19 protein-coding genes and 1 pseudogene are annotated in these 17,182 nt (G+C 40.2%); 15 read left to right on the top strand and 5 right to left on the bottom strand.

Annotated elements, in window-relative coordinates; genetic code table 11:
* Window positions 1–15: 15 nt before the first annotated feature.
* Together I6F48_RS06150 and I6F48_RS06155 are read left to right on the top strand one after the other, a co-directional pair.
* Window positions 16–299: pseudogene (locus tag I6F48_RS06150) on the top strand (helix-turn-helix domain-containing protein).
* A 95-nt stretch (window positions 300–394) separates the two neighbouring features.
* Window positions 395–1,414, top strand: a complete 1,020-nt coding sequence (locus I6F48_RS06155) for a DUF2971 domain-containing protein (RefSeq protein WP_197119065.1) — start codon at window positions 395–397, stop codon at window positions 1,412–1,414.
* 468 nt (window positions 1,415–1,882) lie between these two features.
* On the opposite strand, the gene I6F48_RS06160 is transcribed toward I6F48_RS06155, so the two are convergent.
* From I6F48_RS06160 to I6F48_RS06175, 4 genes are all read right to left on the bottom strand, one after another.
* A complete protein-coding gene (locus I6F48_RS06160) occupies window positions 1,883–2,305 on the bottom strand; it encodes a hypothetical protein (protein WP_197119066.1) in 423 nt (140 codons plus the stop codon).
* A 1-nt stretch (window position 2,306) separates the two neighbouring features.
* The gene (locus I6F48_RS06165) at window positions 2,307–3,494 is read right to left on the bottom strand and encodes a vWA domain-containing protein (RefSeq protein ID WP_197119067.1); all 1,188 of its coding nucleotides are present in this window, start codon (window positions 3,492–3,494) and stop codon (window positions 2,307–2,309) included.
* Between the two features lie 265 nt (window positions 3,495–3,759).
* A complete protein-coding gene (locus tag I6F48_RS06170) occupies window positions 3,760–4,605 on the bottom strand; it encodes an AAA family ATPase (protein WP_197119068.1) in 846 nt (281 codons plus the stop codon).
* 52 nt (window positions 4,606–4,657) lie between these two features.
* Entirely contained in the window at window positions 4,658–4,897 is a 240-nt protein-coding gene (locus I6F48_RS06175; RefSeq protein WP_166420176.1) for a DUF1653 domain-containing protein, read from the bottom strand.
* 60 nt (window positions 4,898–4,957) lie between these two features.
* On the opposite strand from I6F48_RS06175, the gene I6F48_RS06180 reads away from it, so the two are divergent.
* The 11 genes from I6F48_RS06180 (at window position 4,958) to rpoS (ending at window position 12,543) form a co-directional block, all read left to right on the top strand.
* Entirely contained in the window at window positions 4,958–5,437 is a 480-nt protein-coding gene (locus I6F48_RS06180) for a DUF2947 domain-containing protein (RefSeq protein ID WP_165740820.1), read from the top strand.
* A 74-nt stretch (window positions 5,438–5,511) separates the two neighbouring features.
* Window positions 5,512–6,153, top strand: coding sequence for a hypothetical protein (locus I6F48_RS06185; protein WP_197119069.1), 642 nt, complete (start codon window positions 5,512–5,514; stop codon window positions 6,151–6,153).
* A 31-nt stretch (window positions 6,154–6,184) separates the two neighbouring features.
* Window positions 6,185–6,472: a cell division protein FtsB gene (gene ftsB / locus I6F48_RS06190; RefSeq protein ID WP_165728446.1), complete on the top strand. Its 288-nt coding sequence runs from the start codon at window positions 6,185–6,187 to the stop codon at window positions 6,470–6,472.
* Complete coding sequence (ispD, locus tag I6F48_RS06195) at window positions 6,462–7,163, top strand: 2-C-methyl-D-erythritol 4-phosphate cytidylyltransferase (RefSeq protein ID WP_197119070.1); 702 nt, start codon at window positions 6,462–6,464, stop codon at window positions 7,161–7,163. Before ftsB ends, ispD begins: the two co-directional genes overlap by 11 nt.
* Complete coding sequence (gene ispF / locus I6F48_RS06200) at window positions 7,160–7,657, top strand: 2-C-methyl-D-erythritol 2,4-cyclodiphosphate synthase (RefSeq protein WP_197119071.1); 498 nt, start codon at window positions 7,160–7,162, stop codon at window positions 7,655–7,657. The genes ispD and ispF overlap by 4 nt, the downstream gene beginning before the upstream one ends.
* Window positions 7,654–8,706, top strand: a complete 1,053-nt coding sequence (truD, locus tag I6F48_RS06205; RefSeq protein WP_197119072.1) for a tRNA pseudouridine(13) synthase TruD — start codon at window positions 7,654–7,656, stop codon at window positions 8,704–8,706. The genes ispF and truD overlap by 4 nt, the downstream gene beginning before the upstream one ends.
* Entirely contained in the window at window positions 8,687–9,451 is a 765-nt protein-coding gene (surE, locus tag I6F48_RS06210) for a 5'/3'-nucleotidase SurE (RefSeq protein ID WP_197119073.1), read from the top strand. Before truD ends, surE begins: the two co-directional genes overlap by 20 nt.
* On the top strand, window positions 9,441–10,079 hold the full coding sequence (locus I6F48_RS06215; RefSeq protein ID WP_165728451.1) for a protein-L-isoaspartate(D-aspartate) O-methyltransferase: 639 nt from the start codon (window positions 9,441–9,443) through the stop codon (window positions 10,077–10,079). Before surE ends, I6F48_RS06215 begins: the two co-directional genes overlap by 11 nt.
* A gap of 9 nt (window positions 10,080–10,088) precedes the next feature.
* Window positions 10,089–10,667 carry a YqaA family protein gene (locus I6F48_RS06220; RefSeq protein ID WP_166420172.1) on the top strand — a complete coding sequence of 193 codons (579 nt, stop codon included), beginning with the start codon at window positions 10,089–10,091 and terminating at the stop codon, window positions 10,665–10,667.
* A gap of 41 nt (window positions 10,668–10,708) precedes the next feature.
* Complete coding sequence (locus I6F48_RS06225; protein ID WP_165728453.1) at window positions 10,709–11,533, top strand: peptidoglycan DD-metalloendopeptidase family protein; 825 nt, start codon at window positions 10,709–10,711, stop codon at window positions 11,531–11,533.
* Between the two features lie 35 nt (window positions 11,534–11,568).
* The gene (rpoS, locus tag I6F48_RS06230) at window positions 11,569–12,543 is read left to right on the top strand and encodes an RNA polymerase sigma factor RpoS (protein WP_149594147.1); all 975 of its coding nucleotides are present in this window, start codon (window positions 11,569–11,571) and stop codon (window positions 12,541–12,543) included.
* A 252-nt stretch (window positions 12,544–12,795) separates the two neighbouring features.
* On the opposite strand, the gene mutS is transcribed toward rpoS, so the two are convergent.
* On the bottom strand, window positions 12,796–15,381 hold the full coding sequence (gene mutS / locus I6F48_RS06235) for a DNA mismatch repair protein MutS (protein WP_197119074.1): 2,586 nt from the start codon (window positions 15,379–15,381) through the stop codon (window positions 12,796–12,798).
* Window positions 15,382–15,402: 21 nt separating this feature from the next.
* Between mutS and I6F48_RS06240 the strand changes: the two genes are divergently transcribed.
* A complete protein-coding gene (locus tag I6F48_RS06240; protein WP_197119075.1) occupies window positions 15,403–15,891 on the top strand; it encodes a CinA family protein in 489 nt (162 codons plus the stop codon).
* A 68-nt stretch (window positions 15,892–15,959) separates the two neighbouring features.
* Entirely contained in the window at window positions 15,960–17,003 is a 1,044-nt protein-coding gene (recA, locus tag I6F48_RS06245; protein WP_024591486.1) for a recombinase RecA, read from the top strand.
* The last annotated feature ends 179 nt before the right edge of the window (window positions 17,004–17,182 follow it).

Here is a 17,182-nt window from a genome sequence, read left to right on the forward strand (position 1 = left end):
TAGAGGTATGGCGCAATGAGCAAACGTGATTTATTTTCAGAATTAACGACAGCACTTGTGGACGCTAAAGCGCATTCACAAGGAAAGCTAACGTTAGGTACTCATTTAGTAAATGATATTAACGATCTTGTTATCTCCCCTGATGAAATAGTAAATATTCGAGAAACATCCAGCTTACACCAGCAAGAACGCTCGAAAATTGGGAACAAGGACGCAGCGCACCAAATGGGCAAGCGATAACATTGTTAAAGCTTTTGCAGCGTCATCTTGAGACATTGAATCATATAGCTGAGTTGTAGAGCTTTATAAAACAACTCTAAGTAAGTGATTAAGGCTTTTCCATGAATTACATATTTAAATTGCAAATTATTGTTTTATTCGCTAAGGAAAGTTTGTGAGGGTATATAAATATCGCGGTGGGGAGTTTGAGAGGGATTTAGAGTCTCTCTCTGAAAATTACTTTTGGGCTCCTACGAGAACAAGCTTAAATGATCCATGTGAAGGTTTTTTTGAGGATCAAAATGTTAATTCTGAACTGGACACTATTTTTAAAGTCTTTGCTAGAGGAGATAGTGGCACGGCTAACGCATTAGAGAATGTCAAAATAGTATTAAAGGAGCTATTAGGCTTTGTTGACAAGTCAGGTATATATTCTCTAAGTCAAACACCTCTAGATGAGTTGTTATGGGCACATTATGCATGTAACCATACTGGTTTTTGTGTTGAATATGATTTAGATAAATTAATGGAATACGAAAAAAATGACTATAGATACTTAGCTGTTAAATATGAAGACTCACCGCAAAAAATAAGCATTTCAGATATTGATACAAATGAACAGAATAAAATTTTACTAAAAATGCTGGGTACAAAGTCTAAAGCTTGGGGCTACGAAAAGGAAATAAGGGTAATTACATCAATTTCAGGGAAGCATAATTACGATTATCGTGCTGTAAAATCTATCTATTTTGGTTTGCGTATGTCTGATGAAGAAAAAAATGATTTAATGGAAAAGCTCAAAGGCCGAGGCATTAAATACAACCAAGTTGTATTAAAGTCTAAAAGCTATGACTTTTCGTTTGTCACTTTTAATGACCCTTATGAGAATGCAAACAAGTATAAATACTCAGTTGCTCCTATTGCTGACTATGCGATTACTCCTGAGTATGTCAATGAAAAATACAAACCTTTTATTAAGTACTTAACTAAAGCTGCAGAAATAGTCCGAAGAGAACCTGACTGTAATGAAGTTGAAATGGTTGAATTTAGTGATTCGAAAGGTGACCTAAAAAGTCCTGTGATATATGTTCAGTACAAACGAAAAGAAAACAGATACGTTAATCATTATTTATCCATTAAAGAAATAGAAGAACAATATAAAAAATTGACTGATATAGATGAATTTTCCAATTAAAAAGTTCATTAATAAGTTGATGGATAAAAATTGGAAAGCGTTACTAAAGCCTATTCATGGCACTGAGCCGTCGTAAATCAACATTTAACTCAGCGGGTACATTCTGTTATCCATCAGCTGCTTTATAAAATCAATTGATTGATAAAGGGGTAAGTCGGGTTGTTTCTAGTTAATTCATTATTTTTGTCGGATGGCGTGGCTTCACTACTTATCCGACCTACGTCAAAAGGTAGGTTGGTTAAGCCGAAGGCGCCACCCAACAGAGTTTCAGATACACGCTTAGAAGGTTCGCTGCAGGAACTGAACTGTCGTTAGTTCGCATCTAACTCAGCTCTTTTAGCGCTCTACTTATCCCATCTAAACTCAACGCATACATGCGGTTGTTCATTAGCTTTTTTATAAAGCCAATTGATTGATAGTACAGCTAATGCTCAACGAGTTATGAGTTTAGCCAATCTAGTTTAATTGTTACTCATTTGAGTAAACAACAATTTCATCAGAATTTGGTAATTTATAAAATCCAACATTTTTTGATTGCTTACCCATGAAATCAATAGCATATTTCATCTCTGCAATTGTTCTTACTGTAGAAAATTTATCTTTAAAACATGCTGAAAATTCGTATGTGAAAGATGTTGACTGATCATAACCTCTCAGCTCTAAAAGGTTATATTCAGTAAAAGGATCTGGCCCTAAAATTTGATGAGAGGTAATAAAAGGTACCCTAGAGTCTTGTGACTTCCAGTCATTCAAGCATTTAGCTTCAACATTGCTTGCTAATAAATAAATGCTTTTGTCCTTTTTAGAGTCACTTATAAAGATAGTAATAAAAACCATATTTATTATAAGTGATGCAAACAAAACTAATTTTAATATATTCCTATTATTCATTTTAACTCAGCTCTTTTATCGCTCTACTTATTCCATCTAAGCTCAGCGCATACATGCGGTCGTTCATTAGCTCTTTTATAAAGCCAATTGATTGATAGTACGGCCAGTGTTCAACGGGTTGTGGGTTGAGCCAAGCGACTTTATCAAAGTGGTTGGTGACTCGTGATAACCATACACTGCCGGGCTCTTCGTTGTAGTGCTCTACTGAGCCGCCAGGGTAGGCTATTTCGTACGGTCCCATAGTGGCATCGCCAACAAATATGACTTTATAGTCGCTAGTAAATTTATTAATCAGCGTCATGGTGTCTATTACGTTTGAATGGCGGCGCGCGTTATCTTGCCACACGTGCTCATACAAGCAGTTATGAAAGTAGTAAAACTCTAGGTGTTTAAATTCGCTGTGGGCGGCGCTAAATAGCTCTTCGCAGGTATGAATGTAGTCATCCATTGAGCCGCCAATATCAAACAGCATCAATACTTTTACGGCATTGTGGCGCTCGGGTGCCATTTTTACATCAAGCATGCCACCCTGTTTTGCAGTAGCGCGAATAGTCTCGTTTAAATCCAGTGTGTCGCTTGCGCCAGTGCGGGCAAATTTACGCAGCTTTTTAAGGGCGAGTTTAATAGTACGCGAGCCAATTTCGCGATCGGTATCAAGATTTTTATATTCTCGTTTATCCCACACTTTTACCGCTTGGCGATTACGGTTGCCGTCTTGCCCTATACGCACGCCTTCTGGGTTGTAGCCATACGCACCAAAAGGTGATGTACCGCCAGTGCCCACCCATTTATTGCCGCCAGCGTGGCGTTTTTGTTGCTCTTCTAAACGCTCTTTTAGGGTTTTCATAAGCTCGTCGAGTCCGCCCATAGCTTTAAGTTGGGCTTTTTCTTCATCGCTTAGATTTTTTTCAAACTCTTTACGTAGCCAATCTTCCGGCAAGTTGTGTTGTTGCTTTAAGCTCTCGAGCAAATCAAGGTCGGCAATCCCACTAAAGTAGTCGCTAAAGGCTTTGTCGAATCGGTCAAAGTGCGTTTCGTCTTTTACCATTATGGTGCGTGCTAAATGGTAAAAGGCGTCTACGTCGGCAAATATAACGCCTTTTTTTAAGGCGTTAATTAAATCGAGTAACTCGCGCAAACTGGCTGGTAAGCGGTATTCCCGTAGTTTGAAAAAAAATGCAATCAACATATAAGGGCCTGTTTATCTTTCGAGGTTAAATTTGCAGCAGTGTGTTTAGTATTTAGGTAAGGCAGAGCCTATGTAGTGTGGTTATTCCCCATAAATAGGCGATAACACAGCATAAATACCAAACACGCGCTGCCCGAAGGTTCGTCCTAGGGACGATTAACTCTTTGTTGCTCGGCTTTTACTTAGCCCACTAGGTTACAAACCTCGCGCCACGATTAAATCGTCCCTAGTTAGAACAAATTTAATCCTGAAAGGTCAACAGGCCCTAGCGGCTCATAAACGCGAGTTTTTCGATTAGGCTTATATCTTGCTCATTTTTAAGTAATGCGCCAAACATGGGCATTAAGCCACCTTTTTTAGCTTTATCGTGCAGTGTTTTAGCGTCAATGTCTTCAGCCATTAGTAATTTAAGCCAATCGAGTAATTCGCTGGTGGATGGCTTCTTTTTAAGGCCGTTTGCGTCACGCAGGTTAAAAAACACTTCGAGTGCTTGGCGTACTAAATCTTGCTTAACGTTAGGGTAGTGCACGTCAATAATCTGCTGCATTTCATCGCTGCTAGGAAAATCAATATAGTGAAAAAAGCAGCGGCGTAAAAATGCGTCTGGCAACTCTTTTTCATTATTTGAAGTGATGATCACAATGGGGCGCTCTTTTGCGACAATGCGCTCATTAGTTTCATAAACATGAAACTCCATTTTATCGAGCTCAAGTAGTAAATCGTTTGGAAACTCTATGTCGGCTTTATCTATTTCATCAATTAAAAGCACTGGGCGTTTACCGTGTAGTTCTGCATGAGTAAATGCTTGCCAAAGCTTACCTTTAACAATGTAGTTACCAATATTGTGTACACGCTCGTCACCTAATTGACTGTCGCGCAGGCGCGAAACCGCATCGTACTCGTACAAGCCTTGCTGCGCTTTAGTAGTCGATTTTATATGCCACTGAATAAGCGTGGTATCTAGGCTTTTAGCTAACTCCTCAGCCAGCATAGTTTTACCTGTGCCGGGTTCGCCTTTAATTAAAAGTGGTTTTTCAAGCATAATGGCCGCATTTACTGCCTGTTTTAGCGAGCTGCTTGCGATGTAATTGTCAGTAGAATTAAATTGCACGGTGTACCCTTGTCTGGTCTGAGGAGTAAGTTATTTCGTTATAATGCCATAGTTAAACGGCAGGTCCAAGGTAGGCAAAACGCGGTATGACCTCACCGTCTTTTTCAACGGTTTCTAAAAACATACTAAGTGGACGTGCCCAGATTCCAAATTCACCATAGAGTGCTTGGTAAATCACAAGTTGTTCCTCGGTTTCGCTATGGGTGGCAACGTGAATAACTTTGTATTGCGGCCCTTTGTAGTGTTGGTACATACCTGGTTTGAGGGAAAGTGGTTTTATTGCTGTAGTCATGTTTTGATCTCTTGTATAATTTGGCTTTGCACTTTTAATGTTAACTAATTTGCCAACACTATGAACTATATTTCTTTAGATGATTACAAAAAGGCGTGGGTTTTTCGCCACAAAGATTTACCTGTATCTGATGAAGACGCAGCAAAAATAAAGCCTATGGGCGATGAGCGTGCAGCCGTACTTTGGACAACCATGGTGAGCCGTGAGTTTGATCACCCAGATTTTTTTGAAGACACCGATTGGTGTGGCCAAGAAAAAAGCTTTAGCCAAGAAGTAGATTGGCAAGATGCGTGGGAAAATGGCGATGCGCAACCACCAGAAGCAATCTTAACTTTTTTAGATTGGGAAGCTAATACCACGGTTTATTTTTGTATGGCGCGCGATAATATTATCGAAACGACGTTTGATGTATTTAAACGCAATTGGCAAAACTTTATGTTTTTAGCCGATGGCAGTTTATTGATTGGTAAAAAGCGTAATACGGTTGTGCAATTTTTAGAATCAGGTAAAGCAAAATTAGGTGAAAAGCCAAGCGCTTAAATAGTGCGCTGCGCTTAAAAAACATTCAATACTGTGTTATAAAACATTTACCTGAATATTTTTGAGTACAGCTATTGGTCGCTAAAAATCAGTCACTTGGTGCTCAGCAGCAAGTTGAAATTTGGCAAACTGATGCACAAAAAGTGTTGTATGCACAATTGTGTAATGCGTTTTATCAGCGTGAGGTTCAGCGATTAGTTGCAGAGCCTAATGCCGAGAAATTGCGCCGCCAGTTAAAAAGCCTACCTTATTATATTGAGCGAGCGGCAACGTTAGTAGCTAATGGCGACACGCCTTTTACGCTGGATGCGCAAAACGGGACGTGGCTTGAAAAGCAAAAACCGACTCCACCCGATGTGAATGTTCACGCTAATGAACTTTTTTATCAAACGTATGCCAAAGTGGGGCTTATAGTGCCCGTTATATTGCATGGTTACGATCAGGTGCGCCTTAGAATAGACAGCATTGATCAGTTAGGCGAAAATAAGCTGCATTGCAACGAGCTAGGTTGGTTTGATTTTTTAGGTAATGGGCTCGAGCAACAAAATGCTCAGCTAATAAAGCCAAGTAAAGTGAGTTTAACGGGGGCATGTTGTGGGCACCAGTGGCAATTTTCGAAGCGTTGTATGCCACGGGTTTTATCACTACGTGAAATGCTTTTAGCGGGTAGTATTAATTGGCGCAATTTAAAGCGCCCCTTAGCGTATGAAAGTTAAGGTATTTGGAATTTAAAATAAGGAGTGTTAAATGCGTATTTTTCAAGTTGGCTTACTGTGCTTAGCACTGTTTGTACAATACAGATTATGGTTTGGTCATAATGGTTTACAAGACTACACACGGCTAAAAGGTGCTGTTGCATCGCATCAACAAACCAACGAAAAGCTCATTAAACGAAATAAAGTGCTTAAAGCAGATATTGAAGATTTAAAGCTTGGCCAAGAAGGCATTGAAGAGCGTGCACGCAACGAATTGGGAATGATTAAACCGGACGAAACATTTATTCGTGTTTTACCGGGCAAACAATATGACAAATAAACAGACTATTGCTGCAATTGTTCCTGCAGCGGGTGTTGGCAGTAGAATGCAGCACAATGCGCCTAAGCAATACATACAATTAGCGGGTAAAACTATTTTAGAGCATACCTTAGCTAAACTTTCTCAATTACCCCAATTAAGCTCTATTGTTGTTGCCCTCAGCGACAGCGACCCCTATTTTGACGAACTTCCACTGCTTGATAATCGCATTGTGCGAGCTAGTGGTGGAAAAGAGCGAGCAGATTCAGTACTCAATAGCTTACTTTTTTTAGCACCTAACCCGCCTACGTGGGTATTAGTACATGATGCTGCGCGCCCATTAGTTAATATTAGTGATATAGAGCGTTTAATTGATGAATGTATACGCGCTGATGAAGGCGGTATTTTAGCGAGTAAAGTAAAAGACACCATAAAACGCGGACACGAGTACAGCGAACAAACTGTACCTCGCGATGACTTATGGCAAGCACTTACCCCGCAGCTTTTTAAATATGACGAGCTTAAAAGTGCACTTCAAAACGCATTAGCGAGTGGAGTAACTATTACCGATGAAGCCAGCGCAATTGAATGGGCAGGCAAACCAGTAAAGCTTGTAGCAGGTCGCAGCGATAATATTAAAATAACCACGCCAGAGGATTTAGACCTAGCTGGTTTTTTACTACATAAACAACAAAACGAGAGTGCATTATGATTCGAATTGGCCATGGTTTTGACGTACATAAATTTGGCGGCGAAGGCCCTTTAACTATTTGTGGTGAAAAAATTGATTATCCACAGGGCTTTTTAGCGCACTCAGATGGCGATGTGGCTATTCATGCATTATGCGATGCTATTTTAGGCTCCCTTGCAATGGGTGATATTGGTAAGCACTTCCCAGATACGGCAAGCGAGTATGAAAATATCGACAGCCGTATTTTACTTCGCCATGTAGTTGGCTTGGCTAAAGAGCAAGGTTATGTACTTGGTAATGGCGATGTAACTATTGTTGCACAGGCGCCTAAAATGCTGCCACACATTCAAGCTATGCGCGCTAATTTAGCCAGCGATTTAAATTGTGACCTATGCCAAATTAACGTTAAAGCCACTACTACCGAAAAGCTAGGCTTTGAAGGGCGTAAAGAGGGTATTTCGAGCCATGCAGTGGTTATTATGAGTAAAGAGTTTACGAGTACAAAAAGCGCATGAGCGATTTAAATTATTTATACGGAGCACCGCTTTCTAAAGCTGATTTTAAAACCACCGCTGAAGATTTTATGGTTGATGAAGACCTAGGTATAGAATTTACCGGCAGTGGCGAACACGTGTGTTTGCAGGTGGTTAAAAAAGGCGAAAATACGCAATACGTTGCAAAGCTAATTGCACAACGTGCAGGTGTGTCACCACGAGACGTAAGCTACGCAGGTATGAAAGATCGCCACGGTGTGTGTTCGCAGTGGTTTAGCGTAAAAGTACCGATTAAAAAGCCTATCGATTTTAGTGATTTAAATAGCGAGAGTATTTTTATTGTGTCGCAACAGCGCCACGACCGTAAATTACGTACGGGTTGCCACAAAGGTAATAAATTTACTATTACGCTGCGTAATGTAACCAAGCCCCTTGATATTTTATGCCGTATTAATGCTGTGCGCGCAGGTGTGCCTAATTACTTTGGCGAACAACGTTTTGGTCATGGCGGGCATAATTTAGTAATGGCTGAAAAAATGTTTGCCGGTGAGCGTATTCGCGATAGAAAACTGCGCGGTATTATTATTTCAGCGGCGCGCTCACATGTGTTTAATCAGTTAGTAAGCCTACGTGTAAAAGAACATGGTTTAGCTAAAACAATGCACCGTGAAGTATTTATGCTTAGCGGCAGTAACGCATTTTTTGAAGATGCAATTAACGACGAAAACATAGAACGACTAGCCACTGGCGATATTATGATGTCGGCACCTATGGTAGGTAAAAGTGAAAAAGGCTTAACCGATCAAGAAAAAGTATGGCTCGAACCATATCAAGCATGGTGTGATGGTTTAGGTGAGCTAGGTCTTAAAAATGAGCGCAGAATGCTGCGTTTAATTCCGCAAAACTTAACGGTTGAGACCATAGATGAAACCAGTTTAAAACTGAGTTTTGGTTTGCCTAAAGGGTGTTTTGCAACCGCATTATTACGTGAGCTGGTGGATTACACAGATGCAAGCCCACGAGAGCGCAAAGAAAAGGATAATGGCATAAATGAAGATACTGTTAAGTAACGACGATGGCGTAAATGCTAAAGGCATTGCAGTTTTATATCAGGCGCTTATACAAATTGCTGATGTAACTCTGGTTGCACCTGACCGCAACTGTAGTGGCGCTAGTAATTCTTTAACATTAATGAACCCGCTGCGAGCTACAACGCTCGAAAATGGTTTTATGTCGGTTAATGGCACGCCTACTGATTGCGTACATTTAGGTGTAAACCAGTTAGCTGGTGAAAAACCAGATCTAGTTGTTGCAGGCATTAACCATGGTGCCAATTTAGGCGACGATACGCTTTATTCTGGTACCGTTGCCGCTGCAACTGAAGGTCGCCATTTAGGCTTACCTGCAATTGCGGTATCGCTTTGCTCACATAAGGGCGAGCATTTTGAAACAGCCGCCGCGGTTACCGTAAATATTATTAAAGGCTTGGCTTCGCACCCGCTGCCAAAAGATCAAATAATAAATATTAATGTGCCAGATATTCCATTAAGTGAATTAAAAGGGGTGCAAGTAACACGCCTAGGCGCTCGCCACAAAGCCGAAACCATGACCAAACAAACCGATCCTTGGGGTCGTGATATTTATTGGTATGGATCGCTAGGGACTGAAAGCGATGCAGGAGAGGGGACCGATTTTCACGCTATTAACAATGGCTATGCATCGGTGACGCCATTGAGTGTTGATATGACAGCAAAAGATAGCTTAAAAGCCGTAGGAGACTGGTTAGCCGATTTGGAGATTAATCGTGCTCGCTAATTATACTCGCAGTGCAAAAGCGTTATCTGACTTACTAAAGCGTGAAGGCGTTGAAGATACACAAGTACTCAGTGCTATAGCTGACATTCCTCGCCATATTTTTATAGATGATGTGTTAAAACACAAAGCCTATGAAAATACAGCGTTACCTATTGGGCAAGGGCAAACTATTTCTCAGCCTTATATAGTAGCGCGCATGACAGAGCTACTTCGCTTAGCTGGTGTGCGCGATAAAGTATTGGAGATTGGCACTGGGTCTGGCTATCAAACTGCAATATTAGCTAAAACGTTTACTAAGGTTTACTCGGTAGAACGTATTAAAACACTTCAGTGGCAGGCAAAACGCAGGTTGCAGCAACTCGATTTATATAATGTAACCATGAAGCATGGCGATGGTTGGCAAGGCTGGCAATCACAAGCACCGTTTGATGGTATTATAGTGACTGCAGCGGCCTCTAAAGTACCGCAAGACTTACTTGATCAGTTAGCCGATGGTGGCGTGTTATTAGCCCCAATTGGTGAGAGTGATCAAAAATTAATAATGGTTATCCGCAAAGGCGATAATTATAAAGAGCATGTTATTGCTCCCGTTAGATTTGTGCCGCTAGTACCTGGCGATATTGAATAGGAATTCATTTTGAAGTTGTTTACCAAATTATACGATATGGCCCTAGTGTGGGCAAAACACCGTCATGCGGAACGTTATTTAGCTGCAATGAGCTTTGCAGAGTCAGTTTTTTTTCCAATACCACCCGATGTAATGCTTGCACCTATGTCGCTTGCGCAACCTAAAAAAGCATGGCGCTTTGCAAGCTTTGCCACAATAGCGTCGGTTGTTGGTGGCATAATTGGCTACTTACTCGGTTTTTGGTTATTCGAACCTGTTGTTGAGCCATTAATGGCACAAATGCACTGGCAAGAAAAGTTTGATATCGCATTAAATTGGTTTAAAGATTACGGTGTTTGGGTTGTGTTTTTAGCTGGTTTTTCGCCGATACCATATAAAGTATTTACGATTGGCGCAGGTGTTTTGCAAATGGCATTTTTGCCATTTTTACTCGCATCAGCTATTGGGCGCGGTGCACGGTTCTTTTTAGTTTCAGCTTTAATGAAGTGGGGCGGGGCTAAAATGGAAGCAAAATTACGTCAGTATATTGAAATACTTGGTTGGGGATTAGTGGTATTAATTGCACTAGCGTACATTTTATTGCGTTAAGCGTTAAAAATATCAATTGTCTAATTTGGGAGAAAAATACAATGAATAAACAGTTTTTACTGTATGTGACTATATTTATTAGTATTTTTCTCTTTGGTTGTTCTTCTCGCCATATTCCAGCACCTGTTAGCAGCCTAAATAATAATGTTAATGATTTAGGTCATACTATTAACATTAATGGAAGTAGTTATAAAGTGCAAAGAGGAGATACGCTTTATTCTATCGCTTTTAGTGCCGGGCAGGATTTTAGGTTACTAGCAAAAAACAACTCAATTCCATCACCTTACACCATTTTTCCTGGGCAAAATATCTCCTTAATCCCTAAGCCTGAAAAAATTAAAAGGGATGAAAAATATACGAACTTGAGTAAAAAGTCTATAAAAAACACACAAAAAAATAACATAATATTAAAGAAAGAGCTTGATCCCCCAAAACAACGAGAGTATGTTCAGAAACAAGCCAGTAACAAAGTTAGTAATACTAAACGTTTGTCGAGCAGTAAAGTTAAATGGTCTTGGCCTGCAAAGGGCAAAATTACCAAACGCTTTTCTAATAAGGAAAACGGTTATAAAGGTTTACAGATTACTAATCGCAAAGGGGCTTCAGTCTTAGCTGCGGCACAAGGAACAGTGGTATACGCGGGTAACGCTCTTCGAGGATACGGTAGTTTAATCATATTGAAACATAATGATGATTACCTAAGTGCTTATGCACATAACTCGAAATTACTTGTTAAAGAAAAGCAGAAGGTTAAGGCAGGACAAAAAATAGCAGAAATTGGTAATTCAGAGTCTCCGGTCACCGCGCTTCGTTTTGAAATTCGCTACCGAGGGCAAGCTGTCAATCCTGCTAAATACCTACCCTAATTTTTAGGTATTGATAATTGCTCGGGAGAAGGCTTATGGCTAGCGCAGCAAAACTTGACACACACACTACGACTGACGAAAAATTCGATGACATCGCTGCTGATGAAAGCACAACTCTACTAGATAAAGTAGAAGATGATGAAATTTTTGCTAAAGAAGAAGTCACTAAAAATCTTGATGCAACCCAACTTTATTTAGGCGAAATTGGTTTTTCTCCTTTGCTTAGTGCAGAAGAAGAAGTGTTTTTTTCTCGTAAATCACTTAGAGGTTGTGAAGCCTCACGCAAACGTATGATTGAAAGTAACCTACGTTTAGTTGTTAAAATAGCACGCCGTTACAACAACCGCGGCCTGGCTTTACTCGATTTAATTGAAGAAGGGAACTTAGGTTTAATCCGCGCAGTTGAAAAATTTGACCCTGAGCGTGGCTTTAGATTTTCAACTTACGCTACATGGTGGATACGTCAAACAATTGAACGTGCCATTATGAATCAAACTCGCACCATTCGCTTACCTATTCATGTAGTTAAAGAACTTAATGTTTATTTACGTACAGCTCGAGAATTAACTCAAAAACTTGACCATGAGCCAACAGCTGACGAAATTGCAGCTTGCCTAGATAGACCCGTTGAAGACGTAACTAAAATGCTACGTTTAAACGAAAGAATTGCATCAGTAGACATGCCGATTGGTGGTGAAAACGACAGTGTTTTACTTGATATCATTCCTGATGAAAAAAGTGCTGGCCCTGAAGGCGAAGTACAAAACAATGATATTAATAAGCACATTGTAGATTGGTTAGGTGAATTGAACCCTAAACAACGCGAAGTGTTAGCACGTCGATTTGGATTGCTTGGCTACGAGCCATCTACACTTGAAGATGTAGGCCGCGAAATAGGCTTAACACGTGAACGTGTAAGACAAATTCAGGTAGAAGCATTACGTCGTCTAAAAGACATTTTGCAACAAGAAGGTTTAAGTACAGATAGCTTGTTTAATCAGTTTTCGTAACAGCTTAAATAATTTAAAAGACTATGTGTGTTAAAAAGCCGAAGAATTTATTCTTCGGCTTTTTTATGCTTGTAAATTAGATGATATAAATTATACCAATCTGCTTATATACGGGGTCTATTTAACGTTAAGGAAATTACGCTAGAACTAGGCAAAAATTTTTGTATCTAGTTGTTCTAAATAAAAAATTTCTAACGACGTTATAGTGCAATTTAATTCGTTAAATTGATCAAAGATTTATGCAGGTTGGTATTACAACAATGCTTTTAGTTTATATAATAAATCGTGCGCTTGGCGTGGCGATAAATTATCAGGGTCAATTGCGCTTAATTGTTCTTCTACTTCAGAAGGGGCACTTTGTGCAATTTCGTTATTAAAAGTAAAGGCTTGTTGCTCTGTATTTGGTGCAGTAACGCTTTGATGATTTTCAAGTAACTTAAGTTTTTGCTTTGCTTGTGCAATCACAGCTTTAGGAACTCCTGCAAGGGCAGCTACTTGTAAGCCAAAGCTTTTACTTGCAGCGCCGTCGAGAACTGTATGCATAAAGGCGATTGTATCGTTATGCTCTATTGCATCAAGGTGCACGTTTACCAGACCTGTTGTTTGTTCAGCAAGTTCTGTTAACTCAAAGTAGTGCGTTGCAAACAATGTTTTAGCTGATATTTTTGACGCTAAATGATCGGCTGTTGCATACGCAAGCGAGAGCCCATCATAGGTACTTGTACCACGACCAATTTCATCCATTAATACCAAAGACTGCGCCGTGGCATTATTTAAAATAGTCGCTGTTTCGGTCATTTCTACCATGAAGGTTGAGCGACCTGATGCTAAATCATCGCTAGCACCAATACGTGTAAATATGCGATCAATATTACCTATTTTAGCGCTGTCTGCAGGTACATAACTGCCAATGTGAGCCATTAGTACAATAAGTGCTGTTTGGCGCATATAGGTTGATTTACCGCCCATGTTTGGACCCGTAATAATCAACATTTTACGTTGGCTGTTTAATTCAACAGGGTTAGCAATAAACGGTTCTTTCATTACTTGTTCAACAACAGGGTGACGACCTTGCTTAATGCTTATATTGTCGTTATCGCACAGTTCTGGTTTTGCATAATTGAGTGCAAATGCACGTTCGGCCAAGTTATTTAACACGTCTAAATCGGCCAGTGCTGCTGCCATCATTTGCAGCTGTTCAATATGTGGAGCGATAAATCTGAACAGCTCTTCGTATAGTTGCTTTTCAAGCGCTAAGGCTTTTGATTGGCTACCAAGTACTTTATCTTCGTGCTCTTTAAGCTCAGGAATAATATAGCGTTCGTTATTTTTGAGCGTTTGGCGACGAATGTAGTCGGCTGGCACTAAGTGGGCATTGGCGCGGCTTACTTCAATAAAAAAGCCATGTACGCGATTATAACCAATTTTAAGCGTGCTAATGCCCGTGCGTTCGCGTTCACGCAGCTCTAGTTGATCAAGTACATCGGTTGCACCTTTACTTAAGTTACGCCATTCATCAAGTTCACTGTTGTAACCAGGGGCAATAACGCCACCGTCACGAATAAGTACAGGAGGGTTATCAATAACAGCGCGCTCTAATAACTCCTGTAAATCAGGGAGTTCAGGTGAGTTTTTGATAATACCCGCTATACGAGGATCGTTAGCATCACCTAACAAAGTATGCAGTGGTGCAAGTGCTTGTAATGCACTGCGCAGGCGAGTTAAATCGCGGGGACGAGCAGTACATAAAGCTAAGCGTGCAATAACACGCTCTACATCACCAATGTCTTTTAATGACTCATGCAATTCACCACAAAGCTGTACATCTAAAATAGCGCTAATTGCATTTAAACGAGAATTTAGCTCATCTTTGTTACGCACCGGAGTATGAATACGGCGCTTAAGTAAGCGAGAACCCATAGGTGTTGCTGTTTTATCAAGTACTTGAGCAAGGGTGTTTTCAAACCCGCCTGATAAATTAACGGTAAGCTCTAAATTTTTACGCGTTGCGGCATCTAAAATAACAGCGTGTTCGTTATGCTCAAGCGTAATTGCACGAATATGTGGCAGTGCAATACGCTGTGTATCTTTTACGTATTGCATCAGGCAACCGGCAGCAACAAGCGCGCTGTGGGCTTTATCAACACCAAAACCTACTAAATCTTTAGTACCAAACTGATCGCATAATAAGTGCTGAGCCGTATCTAAGTCGAACTCCCACTCTGGGCGACGACGAGCGCCTTTTATATGCTCAATTAAATGAAAATTTTCAAAGCTTTCGCTATACAAAAGTTCTGCTGGCGATAGGCGTTGAATAGTTGAGCTAAAGGCTTCGTCGGTATTTACTTCAACAATGTTAAAGCGACCTGAGTTAATATCAAGGTATGCAATGCCATATAGGCCTTTTTTACTTTGCCAAACGCTAGTAAGTAAGTTGTCTTGTCGTTCTTGTAAAAGCGCTTCGTCAGAAATTGTACCGGGTGTAACTATACGAACAACTTTTCGATCGACAGGGCCTTTACTGGTTGCGGGATCCCCAACTTGTTCGCAAATAGCGACTGATTCACCCATTTGAACTAGGCGTGCTAAGTAGTTTTCTACGGCATGATAAGGCACGCCCGCCATTGGGATAGGATCGCCGCCGGCTTTACCGCGATGTGTTTGCGAAATATCGAGCAGTTGAGCTGCGCGTTTTGCGTCATCAAAAAAGAGTTCGTAAAAATCGCCCATACGATAAAACAATAAAATATCGCGATGCTCTGATTTTATTTTTAGATACTGCTGCATCATAGGGGTTTGTTGTTTTATAGTGTGTGGTGCATAAAGATCAAACGACATGTATTTACCCAAAGGCTGAATATGGAATTACATCAAGAGATTAAAACACTTGCTGCGCAATTAGGCGCTATTTTAACGGATAAATGCTTATGGATCACTAGTGCTGAGTCATGTACTGGTGGCGGAGTGAGTTATGCCCTTACAGATACGCCCGGAAGCTCGGCTTATATTGACCGTGCATTTGTGACTTACAGCAACCAAGCAAAGCAAGATTTGCTAAATGTAAGTGCAAGCACATTAGCAAAGTACGGTGCTGTGAGCGAACAAACAGTGCGTGAAATGGCATTAGGTGCTATTAAAGCAACAAATGCAAATATATCTATAGCTGTATCGGGTATTGCAGGACCTGGCGGGGCAACTGATGGCAAACCTGTGGGACTTGTGTGGTTTGGAATACAAATTAATGACAAAGTACTGACCTTTAAACAAGTATTCACCGGCGATAGGGCTCAAGTTAGACTGCAAGCTATTGTATTTGCATTGAAAAGTGTAATATATGAGATAAAATAAAAAAATTAGCTTGATACTGTTATTTCATACAGTATACTTGATTCCATTAGCTGGATTTGGAGAATAAAATGAACGATAACAAACAAAAAGCGTTGGACGCTGCACTATCACAAATTGAACGTCAATTTGGTAAAGGCTCAATTATGAAATTGGGTGATAACAAAGCGTTAAACATTGAATCTGTATCTACAGGCTCATTAGGTATTGATATTGCTTTAGGCATAGGTGGTTTACCTATGGGACGTATTGTTGAAGTATACGGACCTGAGTCATCTGGTAAAACAACGCTTACTTTACAAGTTATCGCAGAAGCACAAAAAGAAGGCAAAACATGTGCCTTTATTGATGCTGAGCATGCTCTAGATCCAGTTTATGCACAAAAGCTTGGTGTTAACATTGATGAGCTTTTTGTATCGCAACCAGATACCGGTGAGCAAGCATTAGAAATTTGTGACATGTTAGTGCGCTCAAGCGCGGTAGACGTTGTTGTAATTGACTCGGTTGCTGCACTTACACCAAAAGCTGAAATTGAAGGCGACATGGGCGACTCGCACATGGGCTTACAAGCACGTTTAATGTCGCAAGCATTACGCAAGCTTACTGGTAACATTAAACGCTCTAACACGTTATGTATTTTCATTAACCAAATCCGTATGAAAATTGGTGTTATGTTTGGTAACCCAGAAACAACAACGGGTGGTAATGCACTTAAGTTTTACGCATCGGTACGTATTGATATTCGTCGTATTGGTTCTGTTAAAGAAGGCGATGAAGTTGTTGGTAACGAAACTCGCGTTAAAATTGTTAAAAACAAAGTAGCGCCGCCGTTTAAACAAGCTGAATTTATCATCATGTATGGTGAAGGTATTTCTAAGCAAGGCGAGCTAATTGACCTAGGCGTTAAGCATAAAATTGTTGAAAAAGCAGGTGCTTGGTATAGCTACTGTGGCAACAAGGTTGGCCAAGGTAAATCTAACTCAATTAAGTTTTTGAAAGAAAACCCAGAAATTGCAGATGAGATTGAAGGCAAGTTACGCGAAATGCTTTTATTAAAAGCAACTATTGAACCAGATGATGGTGAAGATAAGTTGGGCGATGACGCTGATCTTTAACAGCCTCAAAATGAGTTTTTAAGCTTGATTTGACCCGAGCTTTAAAAAGCGTTAATCAGTAATGATTAGCGTTTTTTTGTTATTAAAAACTTAAAGTAGATAACCTGAGCTCTGGATAATAAATCTATCTCGAGCAGCTATTTTCAGCGCTAACTGCGTTGAATTTACTTACAATAGGC

Origin of the sequence: Pseudoalteromonas sp. SWYJ118 (assembly GCF_015864505.1) — a bacterium.
In the GTDB taxonomy this organism is placed as follows: Bacteria; Pseudomonadota; Gammaproteobacteria; order Enterobacterales; family Alteromonadaceae; genus Pseudoalteromonas; species Pseudoalteromonas arctica.